14 protein-coding genes are annotated in these 17,385 nt (G+C 72.2%); 7 read left to right on the top strand and 7 right to left on the bottom strand.

The window, feature by feature from the left end:
- Positions 1 to 2: 2 nt before the first annotated feature.
- The 5 genes from IAG42_RS05985 to IAG42_RS06005 all read right to left on the bottom strand — a co-directional run bounded on the left by IAG42_RS05985 (position 3) and on the right by IAG42_RS06005 (position 6,607).
- On the bottom strand, positions 3 to 1,151 hold the full coding sequence (locus IAG42_RS05985; protein WP_223206361.1) for a Gfo/Idh/MocA family protein: 1,149 nt from the start codon (positions 1,149 to 1,151) through the stop codon (positions 3 to 5).
- A gap of 160 nt (positions 1,152 to 1,311) precedes the next feature.
- Positions 1,312 to 2,364 (bottom strand): substrate-binding domain-containing protein, encoded by a 1,053-nt coding sequence (locus IAG42_RS05990; protein ID WP_188335971.1) that lies wholly within the window; start codon positions 2,362 to 2,364, stop codon positions 1,312 to 1,314.
- A gap of 42 nt (positions 2,365 to 2,406) precedes the next feature.
- Entirely contained in the window at positions 2,407 to 3,426 is a 1,020-nt protein-coding gene (locus tag IAG42_RS05995; protein WP_188335972.1) for an ABC transporter permease, read from the bottom strand.
- Between the two features lie 214 nt (positions 3,427 to 3,640).
- Positions 3,641 to 5,128 carry a sugar ABC transporter ATP-binding protein gene (locus tag IAG42_RS06000; protein ID WP_188341215.1) on the bottom strand — a complete coding sequence of 496 codons (1,488 nt, stop codon included), beginning with the start codon at positions 5,126 to 5,128 and terminating at the stop codon, positions 3,641 to 3,643.
- 297 nt (positions 5,129 to 5,425) lie between these two features.
- A complete protein-coding gene (locus tag IAG42_RS06005) occupies positions 5,426 to 6,607 on the bottom strand; it encodes an ROK family transcriptional regulator (RefSeq protein ID WP_188335973.1) in 1,182 nt (393 codons plus the stop codon).
- A 212-nt stretch (positions 6,608 to 6,819) separates the two neighbouring features.
- On the opposite strand from IAG42_RS06005, the gene IAG42_RS06010 reads away from it, so the two are divergent.
- Positions 6,820 to 8,034 carry a PucR family transcriptional regulator gene (locus IAG42_RS06010; protein ID WP_188335974.1) on the top strand — a complete coding sequence of 405 codons (1,215 nt, stop codon included), beginning with the start codon at positions 6,820 to 6,822 and terminating at the stop codon, positions 8,032 to 8,034.
- A 155-nt stretch (positions 8,035 to 8,189) separates the two neighbouring features.
- The gene (locus IAG42_RS06015) at positions 8,190 to 8,744 is read left to right on the top strand and encodes a nuclear transport factor 2 family protein (protein ID WP_188335975.1); all 555 of its coding nucleotides are present in this window, start codon (positions 8,190 to 8,192) and stop codon (positions 8,742 to 8,744) included.
- Here IAG42_RS06015 and IAG42_RS06020 read toward each other — a convergent pair.
- Both IAG42_RS06020 and IAG42_RS06025 read right to left on the bottom strand, forming a co-directional pair.
- Complete coding sequence (locus IAG42_RS06020; protein WP_188335976.1) at positions 8,741 to 9,418, bottom strand: GntR family transcriptional regulator; 678 nt, start codon at positions 9,416 to 9,418, stop codon at positions 8,741 to 8,743. The genes IAG42_RS06015 and IAG42_RS06020 overlap by 4 nt on opposite strands.
- A gap of 124 nt (positions 9,419 to 9,542) precedes the next feature.
- A complete protein-coding gene (locus IAG42_RS06025) occupies positions 9,543 to 10,490 on the bottom strand; it encodes a beta-ketoacyl-ACP synthase III (RefSeq protein WP_188335977.1) in 948 nt (315 codons plus the stop codon).
- Positions 10,491 to 10,820: 330 nt separating this feature from the next.
- On the opposite strand from IAG42_RS06025, the gene IAG42_RS06030 reads away from it, so the two are divergent.
- Genes IAG42_RS06030 through fdhD form a run of 5 tightly spaced genes read left to right on the top strand, consistent with a single transcriptional unit; the run spans position 10,821 to position 17,300 of the window.
- Positions 10,821 to 11,801: a 2-dehydropantoate 2-reductase gene (locus tag IAG42_RS06030; protein ID WP_188335978.1), complete on the top strand. Its 981-nt coding sequence runs from the start codon at positions 10,821 to 10,823 to the stop codon at positions 11,799 to 11,801.
- Positions 11,798 to 13,771: a molybdopterin oxidoreductase family protein gene (locus IAG42_RS06035; protein WP_188335979.1), complete on the top strand. Its 1,974-nt coding sequence runs from the start codon at positions 11,798 to 11,800 to the stop codon at positions 13,769 to 13,771. The genes IAG42_RS06030 and IAG42_RS06035 overlap by 4 nt, the downstream gene beginning before the upstream one ends.
- Positions 13,772 to 13,778: 7 nt before the next feature.
- Positions 13,779 to 15,590: an NADH-ubiquinone oxidoreductase-F iron-sulfur binding region domain-containing protein gene (locus IAG42_RS06040; protein ID WP_188335980.1), complete on the top strand. Its 1,812-nt coding sequence runs from the start codon at positions 13,779 to 13,781 to the stop codon at positions 15,588 to 15,590.
- A complete protein-coding gene (locus tag IAG42_RS06045; RefSeq protein WP_188335981.1) occupies positions 15,587 to 16,447 on the top strand; it encodes a 2Fe-2S iron-sulfur cluster-binding protein in 861 nt (286 codons plus the stop codon). Before IAG42_RS06040 ends, IAG42_RS06045 begins: the two co-directional genes overlap by 4 nt.
- 7 nt (positions 16,448 to 16,454) lie before the next feature.
- The gene (fdhD, locus tag IAG42_RS06050; protein WP_188335982.1) at positions 16,455 to 17,300 is read left to right on the top strand and encodes a formate dehydrogenase accessory sulfurtransferase FdhD; all 846 of its coding nucleotides are present in this window, start codon (positions 16,455 to 16,457) and stop codon (positions 17,298 to 17,300) included.
- Positions 17,301 to 17,385: the final 85 nt, after the last annotated feature.

The following is a 17,385-nucleotide window of genomic DNA, read 5'->3' on the forward strand; positions in this document are numbered from 1 at the left end:
CCTCAGGCCGGTACGGGGGTGTAGACGGAGTTCTTCGCCGCGCTCTCCTCCACGGCGGCGAGGACGCGCTGCACCTGGAGCCCGTCGGCGAACGACGGGGCGGGCGCCGTGCGGGCCGCGATCGCGTGGACGAGGTCGCGGGCCTGGTGCGCGAAGGTGTGCTCGTAGCCGAGGCCGTGGCCCGGCGGCCACCAGCCCTCCAGGTAGGGGTGCTCGGGTTCGGTCACGAGGATGCGGCGGAAGCCGGCGCTGACGCCGGGTTCGGTGTGGTCGTGGAAGTACAGCTCGTTGAGGCGCTCCAGGTCGAAGGCCAGGGAGCCGCGCTCACCGTTGAGTTCCACTTTCAGGGCGTTCTTGCGGCCGGAGGCGAAGCGGGTCGCCTCGAAGGAGGCGAGTGCCCCGGAGGCGAAGCGGCCGGTGAACACGGCGGCGTCGTCGACGGTGACCTGCCCGACGCCGCCGGCGCCGGTCGCCGACAGGCCCGAGGTGGCGCCGGCCGGCAGCGGGCGTTCCTTGACGAAGGTCTCGGTGAGCGCGGAGACCCCGGCGACGGGCTCCCCCGCGAGGAACTGGGCGAGGTCGACGGCGTGCGCCCCCAGGTCACCGAGTGCGCCCGAGCCGGCGTACGGCTTCTGCAGGCGCCAGGTGAGCGGGAAGGCGGGGTCGACGAGCCAGTCCTGGAGGTAGCTGACGCGGACGTGGCGCAGGGTGCCGAGGCGGCCCTCGGAGATCATCCGGCGGGCCAGCGCGATGGCCGGGACCCGCCGGTAGTTGAAGCCGGTCATGGCGAGCTGGCCGCGTGCGGCGGCGGCCCGCGCGGCCTCGGTCATCGCCTCGGCCTCCTCGACGGTGTTGGCGAGGGGCTTCTCGCACAGCACGTGCTTGCCGGCCTCGAGGGCGGCGACGGCGATCTCGGCGTGGCTGTCGCCGGGGGTGCAGATGTCGACGAGGTCGACGTCGTCCCGGGCGATCAGCGCACGCCAGTCGGTCTCGGCCGCGGCCCAGCCGAGCCGGTCGGCCGCCTCGCGCACGGCCTGTCCGTCCCGCCCGCAGACCGCGGCGAGCCGGGGCCTGAGCGGAAGGTCGAAGGCGTGTCCGACCGTGCGCCACCCCTGGGAGTGGGCGGCGCCCATGAACGCGTAGCCGACCATGCCGACGCCGAGCACGGGCTTGTGCCCGCTCGCGCCGCTCCCCTCTCCGCCGCCGTCCCCCGTCGCTTCCCGGACCGTCGTCGGGCCCGTGCTGCTGCCTGCCATGCGGAAGTCCTCCTCGTCCACGCCGTGATCGCCAGGTGCCTCGTGCCCGCACCCGTCACCTGAAGCCGGTCGGCATGTACTGACCGACGTTCTTCTTGTCGACGACGGCCGAGTACAGGGTCACGTGCGCGGGGATCTCGAACTCGGCCATGCCGCCGATCCCCTTGCCCTGTCCGAGGGCGCGGGCGAGGTCGATCGCGGACGCGGCCATCGTCGGCGGGTACAGGACGGTCGCCTTGAGCACGCTGTCGTCGGCCTCGATGGCCTGCATGGCGGAGAGCGCGCCCGCGCCGCCGACCATCAGGAAGTCGTCGCGTCCCGCCTGCTTGATGGCGCGCAGGGCGCCCACACCCTGGTCGTCGTCGTGGTTCCACAGGGCGTCGAACTTCTTCTGCGCCTGGAGCAGCTGGGACATCTTGGCCTGCCCCGACTCGACGGTGAAGTCGGCGGCCTGGCGGGCCACCTTCTTGATGTTCGGGTAGTTCTTCAGGGCGTCGTCGAAGCCCTGGCTGCGCTGCTTGGTCAGTTCCAGGTTGTCGAGCCCGGCGAGCTCGACGACCGTCGCGTTCTTCTTGTCCTTGAGCTGCTCGCCGATGTAGTTGCCGGCGCTCAGGCCCATGCCGTAGTTGTCGCCGCCGATCCAGCAGCGGTAGGCCTGCGGGGTGTTGAAGATGCGGTCCAGGTTCACGACGGGGATGCCGGCGCGCATGGCCTTGAGGCCGACCTGGGTGAGGGCCTTGCCGTCGGCGGGCAGGATGACGAGGACGTCGACCTTCTTGTTGATAAGGGTCTCGACCTGGCCGATCTGGGCGGCGGTGTCGTTGGAGCCCTCCGTCGCCTCCAGGGTGACGTCGGAGTACTTCTTCGCCCGCTCCTTGGCGTTGTCGTTGATCGCGTTGAGCCAGCCGTGGTCGGCCTGGGGTCCGGCGAAGCCGATAATGACCTGCTTGCCGGGCTTGTCGTCGGCGACCGGCTGGTCGGCGGGCTTGCCGCCCGAACCGCCCTTGTCGCTGGGCTCGTTGCTGGTGCAGGCGGTGAGCAGGCCGCCCGTGGTGACGGCTGCGGCCGCGCCGAACAGGATGTTTCTGCGGCTCGTCATGTCTGGCATGGCGTCGTCCCTTCCCGGGGCACGAGAGGTGGTGGGCTGGGGTCAGGTGGTGGAGTGGGCGTCACGTCGCTGGACGAGGACCGCGGCGACGATGATCGCGCCCTTGGCGATCTGCTGGACGTCGCTCTGGAGGTTGTTCAGCGCGAAGATGTTGGTGATCGTGGTGAAGATCAGGACGCCGAGCACGGAGCCGACGATGGTGCCGCGGCCGCCGGTGAGGAGGGTGCCGCCGATGATCGCGGCGGCGATGGCGTCGAGCTCGTAGAGGTTGCCGTTGGTGTTCTGTCCGGAACCGGCGAGCACGATCAGGAGGAACGCGGCGATGCCGCAGCACAGGCCGGACAGCAGGTACAGGTACAGACGCTGGCGGCGTACGTCGATGCCGGCGAGGCGGGCGGCCTCCGCGTTGCCGCCGACCGCGACGGAGCGGCGGCCGAAGGTGGTGCGGTTGAGGACGAGCCAGCCGATGACGGTGACCGCGGCGAAGACGAGGACGAGGGGCGGGATGCCGAGGATGTAGGAGTCCCGTTCGCCGAGGCTCAGCACGCCGTCGACCGTGACGACCTGCGTCTTCCCGTCGGTGATCTGGAGGGCGAGACCGCGGCCGGAGGCGAGCATCGCGAGGGTGGCGATGAACGGGACCATGCCGCCGTACGCGATGAGGAGGCCGTTGACCAGGCCGCAGGCGACGCCCACGACGATCGCGGTGAACAGGATGCCGGCGAAGCCGTACTCCTGCGTCGCGACGGTGGTGGCCCAGACGCTGGCCAGGGCGACGATCGCGCCGACGGAGAGGTCGATGCCGCCGGAGATGATCACGAAGGTCATGCCCACGGTGACGACGCCGATGACGCTGGCCTGGGTGAGGATCAGCTGGACGTTGTCCGTGTCCAGGAAGCTGTCGGGCTGGGTGACGCCGCCGATGACGACGAGGACGGCGAGGACGCCCAGGAGGGAGAGGGTGCGCAGGTCCGTTCTCAGGAGGGTTCGGTGCGGGGTCTTGTGCGGGGCCGTAGCGCGCTTCGGCTCCGCCGGGCGGGCGGGGGTGGCGGGGTGCGTCATCGCGCCGGGGTCCTTTCTGGGCGGGAGCTGCTTCGGTGCGGGTTCGTCTTCGTGCGGGTGCGCCGCTCGCCGTCGCCGTGGCACGTCCTGTCTTCGGCGAGTGACGGTGCGTCGTGGCTGGTCGGGCGGTTCCCCGCGCCCCTGGAGGGCCCAGCGGCGGCGGTTGTGGTCGCGCCCCGCGGCGGAGCCGCCGACCGATACGGCCACGGGCCCGTCATGCCGGAGCCCCTTCCATCACCAGGTCCAGGACCTCGTGTTCGGTCAGGGACTGGGCTCGGGACGTGTGGACGACCTTGCCCTCCCTCAGGACGAGGACGCGGTCCGCGAGGCCGAGGACCTCGGGGACCTCGCTGGAGACCAGGAGGACGGCCAGGCCCTCGTCGGCGAGGCGGCGGATGACGGCGTAGAGCTCGGCGCGGGCGCCGACGTCGACGCCGCGGGTCGGCTCGTCGAGGAGCAGGACCTTGCAGCCGCGCAGGAGCCAGCGGGCGAGGACCGCCTTCTGCTGGTTGCCGCCGGAGAGGGTGCGCACGGGGACGGAGGGGTCGTCGGGGCGCAGGGAGAGGTCGCGGGTCGCGCGGTGCGCCGCGTCCCGTTCCGCCGCCCGGTTCAGCCAGCCGCCGTGCGCGAAGCGGGACATGGAGGAGACGGAGACGTTCCGGGTCACGGACTCGAGCATCAGGAGGGCCTGCGCCTTGCGTTCCTCGGGGGCGAGCCCGAGTCCGGCGCGGACGGCCGAGCGGACGCTGCCCGGGCGCAGGGCCGTACCGGCGACGGTGACCGTGCCGCTGCTCGGCCGCCGTGCCCCGTAGATCGTCTCCAGGATCTCGGAGCGGCCGGAGCCGACCAGACCGGCGAGGCCGACGATCTCGCCGGGGCGGACGTCCAGGTCGAGCGGGGCGAACTCGCCGCTGCGGGAGAGGTCACGGACCGTCAGGACGGGTTCCGCGACCGGCTCTTCGGCGGGCCGGTCGGGGAAAACGTACTCGACGTTGCGGCCCGTCATGAGGGAGACGACGTCGCGGGTCGGGGTGTCCTTCGCGGGGAGGCCGACGGCCACGGCACGTCCGTCCTTGAGGACGGTGACGCGGTCGCCGATGCGGCGGATCTCCTCCAGGCGGTGCGAGATGTAGACGACGGCGACGCCGTCGGCGGTGAGGTCGCCGACGATGCGGAAGAGGTTGTCGGTCTCGTCGGGGTCGAGCGCCGCGGAGGGCTCGTCCATCACGATGAGCCGGACGTCGTGGGAGAGGGCGCGGGCCATGGAGACGATCTGCTGGTGCGCGGCGGAGAGGTCGCCGACGAGGGTGCCGGGGTCGATCTCGCCGTGTCCGAGCCGTTTGAGCAGGGCGGCCGTCGACGCTTTGGCCTCGCGTCCCCGTACGACGAAGCCGGCGGAGGTCGGCTCATGGCCGAGGTGGACGTTCTCGGCGACGGACAGGCCTTCCACCAGGTCGAGTTCCTGGTAGATCGTGGCGATGCCGAGGCGCATGGCGGCGATCGGGGAGCGCAGGGTGACCGTCTCGCCGGCCCAGGTGATGGCACCGTCGTCGGGCTGGTGGGCGCCGGCGAGCACCTTGATGAGCGTGGACTTGCCCGCGCCGTTCTGTCCGAGCAGGCAGTGCACCTCGCCGGCCCGGACCTCCAGGTCCACTCCGTCGAGGGCGCGGACGCCGGGGAACGACTTGGTGATGCCGGACATGGTGAGCAGCGGTGGTGCGGATGCCGAAGGTGCCATGGCTGTTCCCTTGTGAACGGGTGCGGGCCGGTTTCGGGGCAGGGCTGAGCGGAGGTCTGTTTTCGGGCAGGGCGGAGCGGAGCACTGTGCTGCGTCGGAGAGCGAAGGCCTCGAAGGGCGCGGGGAAAGGGCGTGCGGCGGCGCTTGGTGACACGTGTGCATGCTGCGGGAACACGAGGGTTCCCACGGGTGCGGGTGGCGCTGTTCCGGAGCCGGGCGGCGGCGTCCGCCCGGGCGTGGCGTGCTGAGCCCCGGGAGGGGCTACGCGGGTGAGAACAGGTGGTCGCTGATGAGGCGGGCTCCGCCGATGACTCCGGCGGTGGGGCCGAGCTCTCCCAGGACGATGGGCAGGTTGCCGGTCGCCAGGGGCAGCGACTGGCGGTAGACCTGGGTGCGCAGGGCGGCGAGCAGCGTGTGGCCGAGGCCGGTGACCCCGCCGCCGATGACGACGAGGCCGGGGTTGAAGAAGCTGACGAGGGACGCGATGACCTGGCCGGTGCGGTTGCCGCCCTCGCGGATCAGGTCGAGGGCGGTGGCGTCGCCGGCCGCGGCGGCCACCGCGACGTCCGCCGCGCTGAGCTTCCCGGCCGACTCCAGTCGTCCGGCGAGCTCGGGCGAGCGGCCGTCCCGTGCGGCGTCCTCGGCGTCGCGGGCGAGTGCCGCGCCGCTGAAGTACGCCTCCAGGCAGCCCTTGTTGCCGCAGGCGCAGGGCCTGCCGTCGGGCTCGACCTGGATGTGTCCGATGTCGCCGGCCGAACCGGTCGTCCCGCGGTAGACCTCACCGCCGACGACGATCCCGCAGCCGATACCGGTGCCGATCTTGACGCAGAGGAAGTCGCGCGCCTGGCGGGCCACGCCCGCATGCTGCTCCCCCATCGCCATGAGGTTCACGTCGTTGTCGACCATGACGGGGCAGCCCAGTTCCTGACTGAGCGCCTCGCGGACCGGGAAGCCGTCCCAGCCGGGCATGATCGGCGGCGCGACGGGCACGCCCTCGGGGAAGCGGACGGGGCCGGGCACTCCGATGCCCGCTCCGTCGAACCCCTCGGCGAGTCCGGACGCCTTCAACTTGGCAGCCATGGCGAGGACTTGCTCGAAGACCGCGACCGGCCCCTCCCGCACGTCCATGGGCTGGGTGATGTGCCCGAGGACCTCCAGCTCGGCGTTGGTGACGGCGACGTCGACCGAGGTCGCGCCGATGTCGACGCCGAGGAAGCGGAGTTCGGGAGCGAGCCGGATGTTGTGGGAGCGGCGGCCGCCGCGCGAGGCGGCGAGTCCGTCGGCGACCACGAGTCCGGTCTCCAGGAGCCGGTCCACCTCGACGGCCAGCTTCGACCGGGAGAGGTCGATCTGATCACCGAGCTGGGCCCGGGAGTTGGGCCCTCCGTCGCGCAGCAGTCGCAGCAGGCGCGCCTGATGCGCGTTCGCGGGTCGAGCCGTCATGCGTCTCACGTGCCCCTCCCCGCCTCTTCGGGCTCCAGTGGCCTTGCTTTCGACGGTGAACGTAGCAGCGCCTGCCGGGTGTGGGAAGAAGTTGCGCAGGAATCACCCACGACTTTCTCCAGTCACAGGACAAAGCCCGGTGCGGCGGCTCCTGTTCACGGGGCGCCGACGATCTCTGTTCCGGACCGCCGTCACCTCATTACGCTGCGGGGATGGAGCACGAGCAGCTGCGGATGACCGGGCTCGGGCCGGGTCCCGACGCGATGATGCGGATCGTCGCGTACTTCGACGGGCTCGGGGAGTCGGCGGCCGACGCGGACACCGTCGTACGGCGGGCGGCCGCGCTCGCGCAGTGCGGCGTCGGCGCCCGGCTGGCCTCGGGTGCCGTCGTCCGCCGCGGCCCGCAGGGCGACCGGCCCGGCGGGCAGCCCGGGGGAATGCCCGCCGGGGACCGGGAGGTCTGGCTGGAACGCACGGGCCCCGCGCACCCCCTGGACCCCGTCCTCCTGGACCGGCTGTCGCACACGCTGCGCATGCTGGAGGTCCGCACGCCGTCCCGCTCCGATCTGCACCTGGGCGACCCGGCTCTGGTGGAGGTCCTGCTCTCCGACACCGAGCAGCGCACCGACCGGGGCCGCGCCGTGGAGCTGTCGGGCCTGGACCCGGGCCGGGACGTACGGGTCCTGGCGCTGTACGCGGACCGGGTCGGCCCCGTGCTCGAACTGATCGAGCGGCTCTGCCCGGGGCGGCTCGTCCGCTCGGCTCCGATCGACGGGCTGACCGCGGTGCTCACGCAGACCCCGGTCGAGGACCGCACCCTGTGCGACGCCCTGCACTCGGCGCTCGCGGACGCGGTCCCCGCGCCGCCGCGCCCCGCGCAAGGGCGTGCCCGCGGGCCCTGGATCGGCGTCGGCGAGCGGATGAGCGTGTACGCGGCGCCGACCTCGTGGGCGCAGGCGCGGCGTGCGCTGCGTTTCGCGTCGTCGACGGTGTACGGGCGGCGGGCGGTGGCGTTCGGCCGGCTCGGGCCGCTCGATCTGCTGGCCGACGTGCCGCCGGGCCGGCTGCTCGGGGCGCGCGGCATCGCGCACATCAACGCGCTGGCGGCGACGGCGACGGGCGCCCAGGACGTGGACACGCTGGAGGCGTTCTGCGTCTACGGCTCGCTGCGCCGGACCGCCGCCGAACTCCACGTGCACCACAGCACGGTGGCGAGCCGGCTGGCCCGGGTGGAGGCGGAGACGGACTGGGACCTCGGGAACTCGATCGACCGGTTCGTGGCGACGCTGGTGCTGATGATGCGGCGGATGGCCCTGTCCTCGGCGGAGCTGGCGGCGGCGGAAGGCGCGGCCGCGGAAGGCGCGGCCGTGGACGGAGGGACGAGGGCGGACGGCGGGACGGGCGAAGCGGCGGGCGACACGGCGTAGGCCCGGCGGCACCCGACAGGAGTCGGCCGTCGCCCGCCCATCCGCCGACGGCCGTCTGCTGTCCGTGCCGGGGCGCGCTGAGCAGAATCGGCTCCACCCACAGAGCCCTTCTCCCGAACTCCCCCAGAGCCCTTCTCCAGAAGAGGAACCGCCCTATGGCCGTCATCGATTCGCAGCGCACCTGGGCCCCGCTCGAGGAGCGTCTCGCCGCCACGAAGGACGAGCGGCACCGTGTGGTGCTGAGTGCGGTGATCGAGCACATGAAGGCCGAGGCCGAGCCGGACCTCGACCGCCTGATGGCCACCCTGTCCCCCGCGCCGGACTACCACTTCTGGTCCGCCGGCAAGGACATCGGCCCGAAGACCACGGACGGCGTGCGCACGTACTACGCCGCATTCGTCGCCTCGCGGAGCAATGTCCTCGAGTACGAGATCGAGCGCCTCGTCCTGGACGACCACTGCCTGGTCACCGAGGGGAACCTGAAGCAGGTCTACCCCGGCTCGTACGCGGCGCAGCTCGGTTTCCCGGTGGACGACGAGTCCGCCGACTACCTGATCGTGAACCGGCAGCTGCTGCTGTGGCCGGTGGACGAGAACGGCCTGATCCAGGGCGAGGACTCGTACAGCTCGGGCCCGATGAGCATCACGAAGCTGTCGTTCGACGAACTGCCGCAGCAGTACGTCGACATGGTGCACGGGGACCGGCGCTAGTCGCGGTCCCGGTGGTGGTAGGTCGTGCGGGTGTGCTCGGTGTGCGCCCGCATGACCTCGGTGGCCCGCGCCTCGTCGCGGGCGGAGATCGCCGCGATGAGGTCGCGGTGCTCGATCCAGGACTGGCGGCCGCGCTGGCGGGCGACCGGCTGGTAGTACCAGCGCACGCGGCGGTCGACCTGGCCGGCGAGCTCGGCGAGGACCACGTTGCCCGCGAGCTCCATGACCTTGGCGTGGAAGGCCGCGTTCGTCGCGACGACCTGCTCCACGTCCCCGTCGGCGACCGCCTGCTCGCCCCGGGCGCACAGCTCCTCGAGGGCGGTGATGCCGGTCTTGCCCGCGTTGGCCGCGGCGAGGCGGGCGGCCTCCGCCTCCAGCAGCGTGCGCACCGACAGGAGTTGGTCCGCCTCGGCTTCGGTCGGCTCGTGCACGAAGGCGCCCTGCGCGGGGCGCAGATCGACCCAGCCCTCCGTGTTCAGCCGCTGGAGCGCCTCGCGCACCGGCTGCCGGGACACCCCGAGGTGCCCGGCGAGCTCGCTCTCGACCAGGTGCTGGCCGGGCTGGAGCGCGCGCGTCGTGATGAGTTCGAGCAGGGCCTCGTAGACGCGCTCGCGCAGCGGTCCGGGGCGCTCGAGCTTGGGCACCGCACCCTGCGGCAGTCCTGTGGACAACATCGGGTCCCCCTCGCACACGACACGGGATGGCTCGTCGGACTGGATTGTCTTTGGAATACAGTCTACCGAGCACAATCGCCAGCGCCATGGGGAGTCTTGCTCGTCACATCGGGGGCGTCCCGCCTCAGGGGCAGCGCACGACCTGGCCCGCGTACGAGAGGTTCCCGCCGAAGCCGAAGAGCAGGGCGGGCTGTCCGCTGACGAGTTCCCCGCGCTCCACCAGCTTGGACAGGGCCATCGGGATGCTGGCGGCCGAGGTGTTCCCGGAGTCGACGACGTCGCGGGCGACCACGGCGTTCACCGCGCCGATCTTCTCGGCGAGCGGCTCGATGATGCGCAGATTGGCCTGGTGCAGGACGACGGCGCCGAGGTCGGCCGGGTCGAGCCCCGCCTTGGCGCAGGCCTCGCGGGCGAGCGGGGGCAGCTGCCGGGTGGCCCAGCGGTAGACGGACTGGCCCTCCTGGGCGAAGCGCGGGGGTTCGCCCTCGATGCGGACCGCGTTGCCCATCTCGGGGACCGAGCCCCACAGGACGGGGCCGATGCCGGGCTCCTGACCGTCGGCGCAGGTCTCGACGACCACGGCGCCCGCGCCGTCACCGACGAGGACGCAGGTGGAACGGTCGCTCCAGTCGACGACGGCGGACATCTTGTCGGCGCCGATCACGAGGGCGCGGGTGGCGGCGCCGGCCCGCAGGGTGTGGTCGGCGGTGGCCAGGGCGTGGGTGAAGCCGGCGCACACGACGTTCAGGTCGAGGGCGGCCGGGGACGGGATCCCGAGCCGGCGGGCGACGCGCGCGGCCGTGTTCGGGGAGCGGTCGGTCGCCGTGGACGTGGCGACGACGACCAGGTCGATCGCGTCGGCCGTCAGGCCCGCGGCGGCGAGCGCCTTGGCGGCGGCGCCCGCGGCCAGCTCGTCGACGGGCTCGTCGGGGCCCCCGATGTGCCGGGTGCGGATGCCGACGCGCGAGCGGATCCACTCGTCGTCGGTGTCGACCATCTCCGCGAGGTCCTCGTTCGTGAGGACGCGCGCGGGCTGGTAATGGCCGATGCCGACGATGCGTGAACCGTTCATGGGGCCCCCTTGGCCGATCGGTGGGCCCTCCAGTCTGGTCAGCGACTGACGAGTACGAGGTGACGTAAAGCGACAGGATTGGGGCGCACCTGTTGGAGAGTTCCACCCGGTCACCCGGCGAACGCGTGTGCACCTTTTGTGCCGGTCGGGGTGGGCCTCACCCCGACGCGGGGCGGGTGCGGGAACCGGTCGGTGCGCGGACCCTTGTCGACCCAACTTCCATACTGTAGACAATATTCCATCGACCGTTCAACGGTCCTCCGTGCTTCCCGGACCGCCACTGCCCGTGCGAGCGGGGCGTATCCGGCACCCTCGACGAACGGAGCTCCAGTGAAAGTCGCAGTCCTCGGCGCCGGTGCGATCGGCGCGTATGTCGGAGCCGCTCTGCACCGGGCCGGCGCCGACGTCCATCTCGTCGCCCGTGGACCGCACCTCGCGGCCATGAGGCGCGACGGCGTGCGGGTCCTCAGCCCGCGCGGTGACTTCACCGCACGGGTGCACGCCACCGACGACCCGGCCGACATCGGCCCCGTCGACCACGTCTTCCTCGGCCTCAAGGCGAACTCGTACGCGGCGTGCGGGCCGCTCATCGAGCCGCTGCTGCACGAGGGCACCTCGGTGATCGCCGCGCAGAACGGCATCCCGTGGTGGTACTTCCACGGGCACGGCGGGCCCCACGACGGGCACCGTCTGGAGAGCGTCGACCCCGGCGGCGCGGTCAGCGCCGTGCTCGCGCCCGAGCGGGCCGTCGGCTGTGTCGTCTACGCGGCGACCGAGCTGGAGGGCCCGGGGATCGTGCGCCACCTGGAAGGCACCCGGTTCTCCATCGGGGAGCCGGACCGGACCGTCTCGGCGCGCTGCACCGAGTTCAGCGAGGCGATGAAGGCCGGCGGGCTCAAGTGTCCCGTCGAGCCGGATCTGCGCGCCGACATCTGGATCAAGCTGCTCGGCAACATCTCGTTCAACCCCATCAGCGCGCTCGTGCGGGCCACGATGCGGCAGATGTGCCTGCACGGCGGCACCCGCAGGGTCATCGAGATCATGATGACCGAGACGCTCGCCGTCGCCGGGGCCCTCGGCTGCAAGCCCGACATCTCGGTGGAGCGCCGCCTCGCCGGCGCCGAGCGCGTCGGCGACCACCGCACCTCCACGCTCCAGGACCTGGAGCGCGGCAAGCCGCTGGAGCTCGACGTGCTGCTCGCCGCGGTGGTGGAGCTGGCGGACATCACGGGCGTCGAGGTGCCGACCCTGCGCACCGTGCACGCCCTCTCGGACCTGCTCGCCCACGGTATGAGGAGGGACGCCGCATGAAGCAGAAGCGGCGCGACCGCACCCCGAAGACCTACACCCGGCTCACCCGCCCCCTGGTGCGGGAGGTGCCCGGCGACCGCACCTCGCCCTTCAGGACCGCGACCTGGGACGAGGCGCTCGACGCGGCGGCCGGCGGTTTCGCCCGCACCCGCGCCGCGCACGGCCCGGACGCCTTCGCGATGCTGTCCTGCTCCCGCGCGACGAACGAGATGAACTTCGTGGCGCAGAAGTTCACCCGCGTCGTCATGGGCACCAACAACGTCGACTCCTGCAACCGTACGTGCCACGCCCCGAGCGTCGCCGGACTCTCCGCGGTGTTCGGTTCGGGCGGGGGCACGTCCTCGTACGAGGAGGTCGAGCACACCGATCTGATCCTGATGTGGGGGTCCAACGCCCGCTTCGCGCACCCGATCTTCTTCCAGCACGTGCTGCGGGGGATACGGAACGGGGCGCGGATGTACGCCGTCGATCCGCGCCGCACCTCGACCGCGGAGTGGGCGGAGAGCTGGCTCGGCCTGAACGTGGGGACCGACATCCCGCTCGCGCACGCCGTGGCCCGCGAGATCATCGCGGCCGATCTGCACAACAAGGCCTTCGTGGAGCGCGCGACGACCGGCTTCGAGGAGTTCGAGGCGCTCGTCGAACCGTGGACGCTGTCGCTCGCCGAGAAGGTCACGGGCGTCCCAGCCGCCGCGATCAGGCAGCTCGCCCACGCCTACGCGACCGCCGAGCGGGCCCAGTTGTGCTGGACCCTCGGCATCACCGAGCACCACAACGGGACCGACAACGTCCGGGCGCTCATCAACCTCGCCCTGCTCACCGGGCACGTCGGCCGGTACGGCGCGGGCGTGCAGCCGCTGCGCGGGCAGAACAACGTGCAGGGCGGCGGCGACATGGGCGCCATCCCCAACCGGCTGCCCGGCTTCCAGGACCTGCTCGACGACGGGCTGCGGCTCAAGTTCGAGAAAGCATGGGAGACGGTCATCCCGGCGCGCTACGGCATGACGCTCACCGACATGTTCGAGGCCATGGAGGAGGGTTCGCTGCACGCCGTGTACTGCGTCGGCGAGAATCCGGCGCAGTCCGAGGCCGACAGCGAACAGGCCGTACGGCGCCTGTCCGCCCTCGACCACCTGGTCGTCCAGGACATCTTCCTGACGAAGACCGCCGAACTCGCCGACGTGGTGCTGCCCGCGACCGCCTCCTGGGCCGAGACCGAGGGCACCACCACCAACAGCGAGCGGCGCGTGCAGCGGGTGCGGGCCGCGCTCACCCCGCCGGGCGAGGCCCGCGAGGACATCGACATCATCTGCGAGGTCGCGGGGCGGCTCGGTCACGACTGGAAGTACCCGGACGCGGAGACGGTGTGGAACGAGCTGCGGTCCCTGTCCCCCGACCACTTCGGGATGACCTACGACCGGCTCGCCGAGCACCAGGGCCTGCAGTGGCCGTGCCCGGACACCGAGGAGTTGCCATCCCCGTACCTGCACGGCCGGCTGTGGGAGAGCGATCCGGCGCGGCGCGGGCGGCTCGCGCCGTTCGGCCTGGTCCAGCACGATCCGCCGGTCGACCTGACCGACGAGTCGTACCCGATCCGGCTCACCACGGGCCGCCGCCTCGACTCGTACAACACGGGGGTGCAGAGCAGCGGGTTCGCGTCGCCGCTGCGGCGCGGTGAGTACGTGGAGCTGTGCCCGGAGGACGCCGAGCGGTACGGGGTCGTGGTCGGCGAGGAGGTCCGGGTGTCCTCGCGGCGCGGGACCGTGACCGCGCCGGTGTGGGTCGATCCGGGGCTGCGCCCCGGGCTCGCGTTCATGACCATGCACTTCCCCGACGAGGTGGACACCAACGTGCTGACGATCGAGGCGAACTGCCCGATCGCCGGGACGGCGGAGTTCAAGGCGTCGGCCATCCGGATCGAGAAGATCGAAAAGATCGAGAACGCCGAGAAGCTGACGGTGAGGGGCTGAGGCAATCGTGGATCTGCGCTTCGGTGACAGCAAGCCGACGGACGAGGAACGGGCGGCGGTCGACGCGCTGCTCGGGCCGCCGGAGTCCGCGTGGGAGGCGCCCGCCGGTGAGTGGGTGGACCGGTCGGACGCCGATCTGCGCTGGGCGCGTGGGGGGCGGGCCGCCCGGGACCGGCGGGATCAGCTGTTGCCGGGGCTGCACGCGATCAACGACCGCGTCGGCTGGATCAGCGAGGGAGCCCTCGCGTATCTGTGCCGGCGGCTCACGGTGCCGCCCGCGGAGGCGTACGGGGTGGCCACGTTCTACTCCATGTTCTCGATGCGGCCGCGTCCTTCCGCGGTGCTGCACGTGTGCACGGATCTGGCCTGTGCGGGGGCCTCCGGCGGTCTGCCGGACGTGCCCGGGGTGCATGTGGAGGAGTCGCCTTGTCTCGGGATGTGCGAGCGGGCGCCGGCGGCGCTTCTCGTGCGGGCCGGGGCTTCGGCGTCGGCCACGCCTCTGGCACCGTTCCGGGGCTTGGCCCCGGACCCCGCTCCTCGATCGCCGGAGGGGCTTGAACATGCGGAGGCGGGTCAGGCTGTTCCCCAACTCGGCTCGCCCGACCTCGTGTTGCTCCGCCGCATCGGTACCGTCGACCCCGCCTCGCTCGACGACTACCGCGCCCACGGCGGATACGCCGCCCTGCGGCGGGCGTTCGCGCTCGGGCCCGCCGGGGTGATCCGGGAGGTGACCGACGCGGGGCTCGTGGGGCGGGGCGGGGCCGCGTTCCCGACCGGGCGGAAGTGGCAGGCGACCGCCGCGCAGCCGGACGGGCCGCACTACCTCGTGTGCAACGCCGACGAGTCGGAGCCCGGCACCTTCAAGGACCGGGTGGTGATGGAGGGCGACCCGTACGCGCTCGTCGAGTCGATGACGATCGCCGCGTACGCCACCGGCGCCCACCACGGCTACCTCTACCTGCGCGGCGAGTACCCGACCGCGCTCGCCCGGATGAGCCACGCCATCGAACAGGCCCGCGCGCGCGGTCTGTTGGGGGACGACATCCTCGGCCAGGGCTTCTCCTTCGACATCGAGATCCGGCGCGGGGCGGGCGCGTACATCTGCGGCGAGGAGACGGCCCTCTTCCAGTCCATCGAGGGGTATCGCGGCGAGCCGCGCTCCAAGCCGCCGTTCCCCGTCGAGAAGGGCCTGTTCGGCAAGCCGACCGCCGCGAACAACGTCGAGACGCTCGTCAACGTCCTGCCGATCCTCACCCTGGGCGCCCCGGCGTACGCGGCCGTCGGCACCGGACGGTCCACGGGGCCGAAGCTGTTCTGCGTGTCCGGCGCCGTCGAGCGGCCCGGCGTCTACGAACTGCCCTTCGGCGCCACGCTCGGCGACCTGCTCGCCCTCGCCGGCACCCCGAACCCGCTGAGGGCGATCCTGCTCGGCGGCGCGGCGGGCGGCTTCGTGCGGCCCGACGAGCTGGACATCCCGCTGACGTTCGAGGGGACGCGCGAGGCCGGCACGACGCTCGGCTCGGGAGTCGTCATGACCTTCGACGACACGCTGCCGCTGCCCCGGATCCTGTTGCGCATCGCGCAGTTCTTCCGCGAGGAGTCCTGCGGGCAGTGCGTGCCGTGCCGGGTCGGGACCGTGCGGCAGCAGGAGGCCCTGGAACGGATCGCGGCGCGCGAGGGCATCGCGGCCGACGACGACATCGCCCTGCTGCGCGAGGTGGGCCGCACCATGCGGGACGCCTCCATCTGCGGTCTCGGGCAGACCGCCTGGAACGCCATCGAGTCCGCGATCGACCGTCTGGGGGCGTACGCGTCATGACCGCTGTCGAGCTGGGGATCCCCCGGCGGCTGCTCGAGTTCACGATCGACGGGGAGTCCGTGCGGGCGCCGGAGGGGTCGACGATCCTCGACGCCTGCCGGGCCGCGGGCAAGGACGTCCCGACGCTGTGCCAGGGCGACACGCTCACTCCGAAGAACGCCTGCCGGGTGTGTGTCGTCGAGGTCGAGGGCTCGCGCACCCTGGTGCCGGCCTGCTCGCGCAAGGCCGAGCCGGGCATGGAGGTGCGCACGGACACCGAGCGGGCCCGGCACAGCCGCAAGGTCGTCATCGAACTCCTCGCGTCCTCCGTCGACTTGTCGACGACACCGCGGATCGAGGAGTGGATCGCGGAGTACGACGCCAAGCCGGACCGGTTCGGCCCGGACGCGGAGCGGCTCGGCGAGGAACCGCGCGTCGACAACGACCTCTACGTCCGCGACTACGACAAATGCATCCTCTGCTACAAGTGCGTGGACGCGTGCGGCGACCAGTGGCAGAACACGTTCGCCATCGCGGTCGCGGGCCGCGGCTTCGACGCGCGGATCGCCGTCGAGCACGACGCCCCGCTCACCGACTCGGCGTGCGTGTACTGCGGCAACTGCGTCGAGGTGTGCCCGACGGGCGCGCTGTCCTTCAAGTCCGAGTTCGACATGCGGGCCGCCGGGACGTGGAACGAGGCGGCGCAGACGGAGACCACGACGGTGTGCGCCTACTGCGGCGTCGGCTGCAACCTCACCCTCCACGTCCAGGACAATGAGATCGTCAAGGTCACCTCCCCGCACGACAATCCGGTGACCCACGGCAACCTCTGCATCAAGGGCCGCTTCGGCTACCAGCACGTACAGAACCGGGACTGATCGGGACATGGGACGAGTCACGCAGCGGCGCAAGGTGATCCGCGTCCGGGACGGCCACGTGTCGTCGCGGCCGGACACCCTGGTCGCCGAGGAGCCGCTGGAGATCCGGCTGAACGGGAAGCCGCTCGCCATCACGATGCGCACCCCGGGAGACGACTTCGCGCTCGCGGCGGGCTTCCTGGTGAGCGAGGGGGTGCTGGGCGCCGCCGCGGAACTCCAGAACATCGTGTACTGCGCGGGCGCCACGCAGGACGGATCCAACACGTACAACGTGGTGGACGTGCGGACCGCCCCGGGTGTCGTCCTGCCGGACATCACGCTGGAGCGGAACGTGTACACGACGTCCTCGTGCGGGCTGTGCGGCAAGGCGAGCCTCGACGCGGTGCGCACGACGGCCCGGTTCCCGATCTCCGACACTCCCCCGGTCCGGCTCGAACCAGAGGTGCTCGCGTCGCTCCCCGACCGGCTGCGCGACCGCCAACGGGTCTTCGACCGGACCGGGGGCCTGCACGCGGCCGCGCTCTTCGACGAGGAGGGGAACCTGCTCGACGTGCGGGAGGACGTGGGCCGGCACAACGCGGTCGACAAACTGGTCGGCCGCGCCCTGCGGGAGGGGGGCCTGCCGCTGTCGCGGTCGGTCCTGATGGTCTCGGGCCGGGCCTCGTTCGAGCTGGCGCAGAAGGCGGTCATGGCCGGCATCCCGGTGCTGGCGGCGGTCTCCGCTCCGTCGTCGCTCGCCGTCGACCTCGCGGCCGAGACGGGACTGACGCTGATCGGCTTCCTGCGGGGCTCCTCCATGAACGTGTACGCGGGCGAGCACCGGGTCGCGCTGCGGGCCGCGGCCGCTCATTGATCCCGGTGCCACCCGCTGCACGGCGGCGGGGACCCGGACCGGCGGGGAGCGCCCCCTGCGCCGGCCGGGTCCCTACGCCGACGGC

It is taken from the genome of Streptomyces xanthii, assembly GCF_014621695.1.
In the GTDB taxonomy this organism is placed as follows: domain Bacteria; phylum Actinomycetota; class Actinomycetes; order Streptomycetales; family Streptomycetaceae; genus Streptomyces; species Streptomyces xanthii.

What these genes read in the sequence shown, in the direction of transcription:
- IAG42_RS05985 (WP_223206361.1), bottom strand. Translation starts at nt 1,151, where the DNA reads ATGGTCGGCTACGCGTTCATGGGCGCCGCCCACTCCCAGGGGTGGCGC.
- IAG42_RS05990 (WP_188335971.1), bottom strand. Translation starts at nt 2,364, where the DNA reads ATGCCAGACATGACGAGCCGCAGAAACATCCTGTTCGGCGCGGCCGCA.
- IAG42_RS05995 (WP_188335972.1), bottom strand. Translation starts at nt 3,426, where the DNA reads ATGACGCACCCCGCCACCCCCGCCCGCCCGGCGGAGCCGAAGCGCGCT.
- IAG42_RS06000 (WP_188341215.1), bottom strand. Translation starts at nt 5,128, where the DNA reads ATGTCCGGCATCACCAAGTCGTTCCCCGGCGTCCGCGCCCTCGACGGA.
- IAG42_RS06005 (WP_188335973.1), bottom strand. Translation starts at nt 6,607, where the DNA reads ATGACGGCTCGACCCGCGAACGCGCATCAGGCGCGCCTGCTGCGACTG.
- IAG42_RS06010 (WP_188335974.1), top strand. Translation starts at nt 6,820, where the DNA reads ATGGAGCACGAGCAGCTGCGGATGACCGGGCTCGGGCCGGGTCCCGAC.
- IAG42_RS06015 (WP_188335975.1), top strand. Translation starts at nt 8,190, where the DNA reads ATGGCCGTCATCGATTCGCAGCGCACCTGGGCCCCGCTCGAGGAGCGT.
- IAG42_RS06020 (WP_188335976.1), bottom strand. Translation starts at nt 9,418, where the DNA reads ATGTTGTCCACAGGACTGCCGCAGGGTGCGGTGCCCAAGCTCGAGCGC.
- IAG42_RS06025 (WP_188335977.1), bottom strand. Translation starts at nt 10,490, where the DNA reads ATGAACGGTTCACGCATCGTCGGCATCGGCCATTACCAGCCCGCGCGC.
- IAG42_RS06035 (WP_188335979.1), top strand. Translation starts at nt 11,798, where the DNA reads ATGAAGCAGAAGCGGCGCGACCGCACCCCGAAGACCTACACCCGGCTC.
- IAG42_RS06045 (WP_188335981.1), top strand. Translation starts at nt 15,587, where the DNA reads ATGACCGCTGTCGAGCTGGGGATCCCCCGGCGGCTGCTCGAGTTCACG.
- fdhD (WP_188335982.1), top strand. Translation starts at nt 16,455, where the DNA reads ATGGGACGAGTCACGCAGCGGCGCAAGGTGATCCGCGTCCGGGACGGC.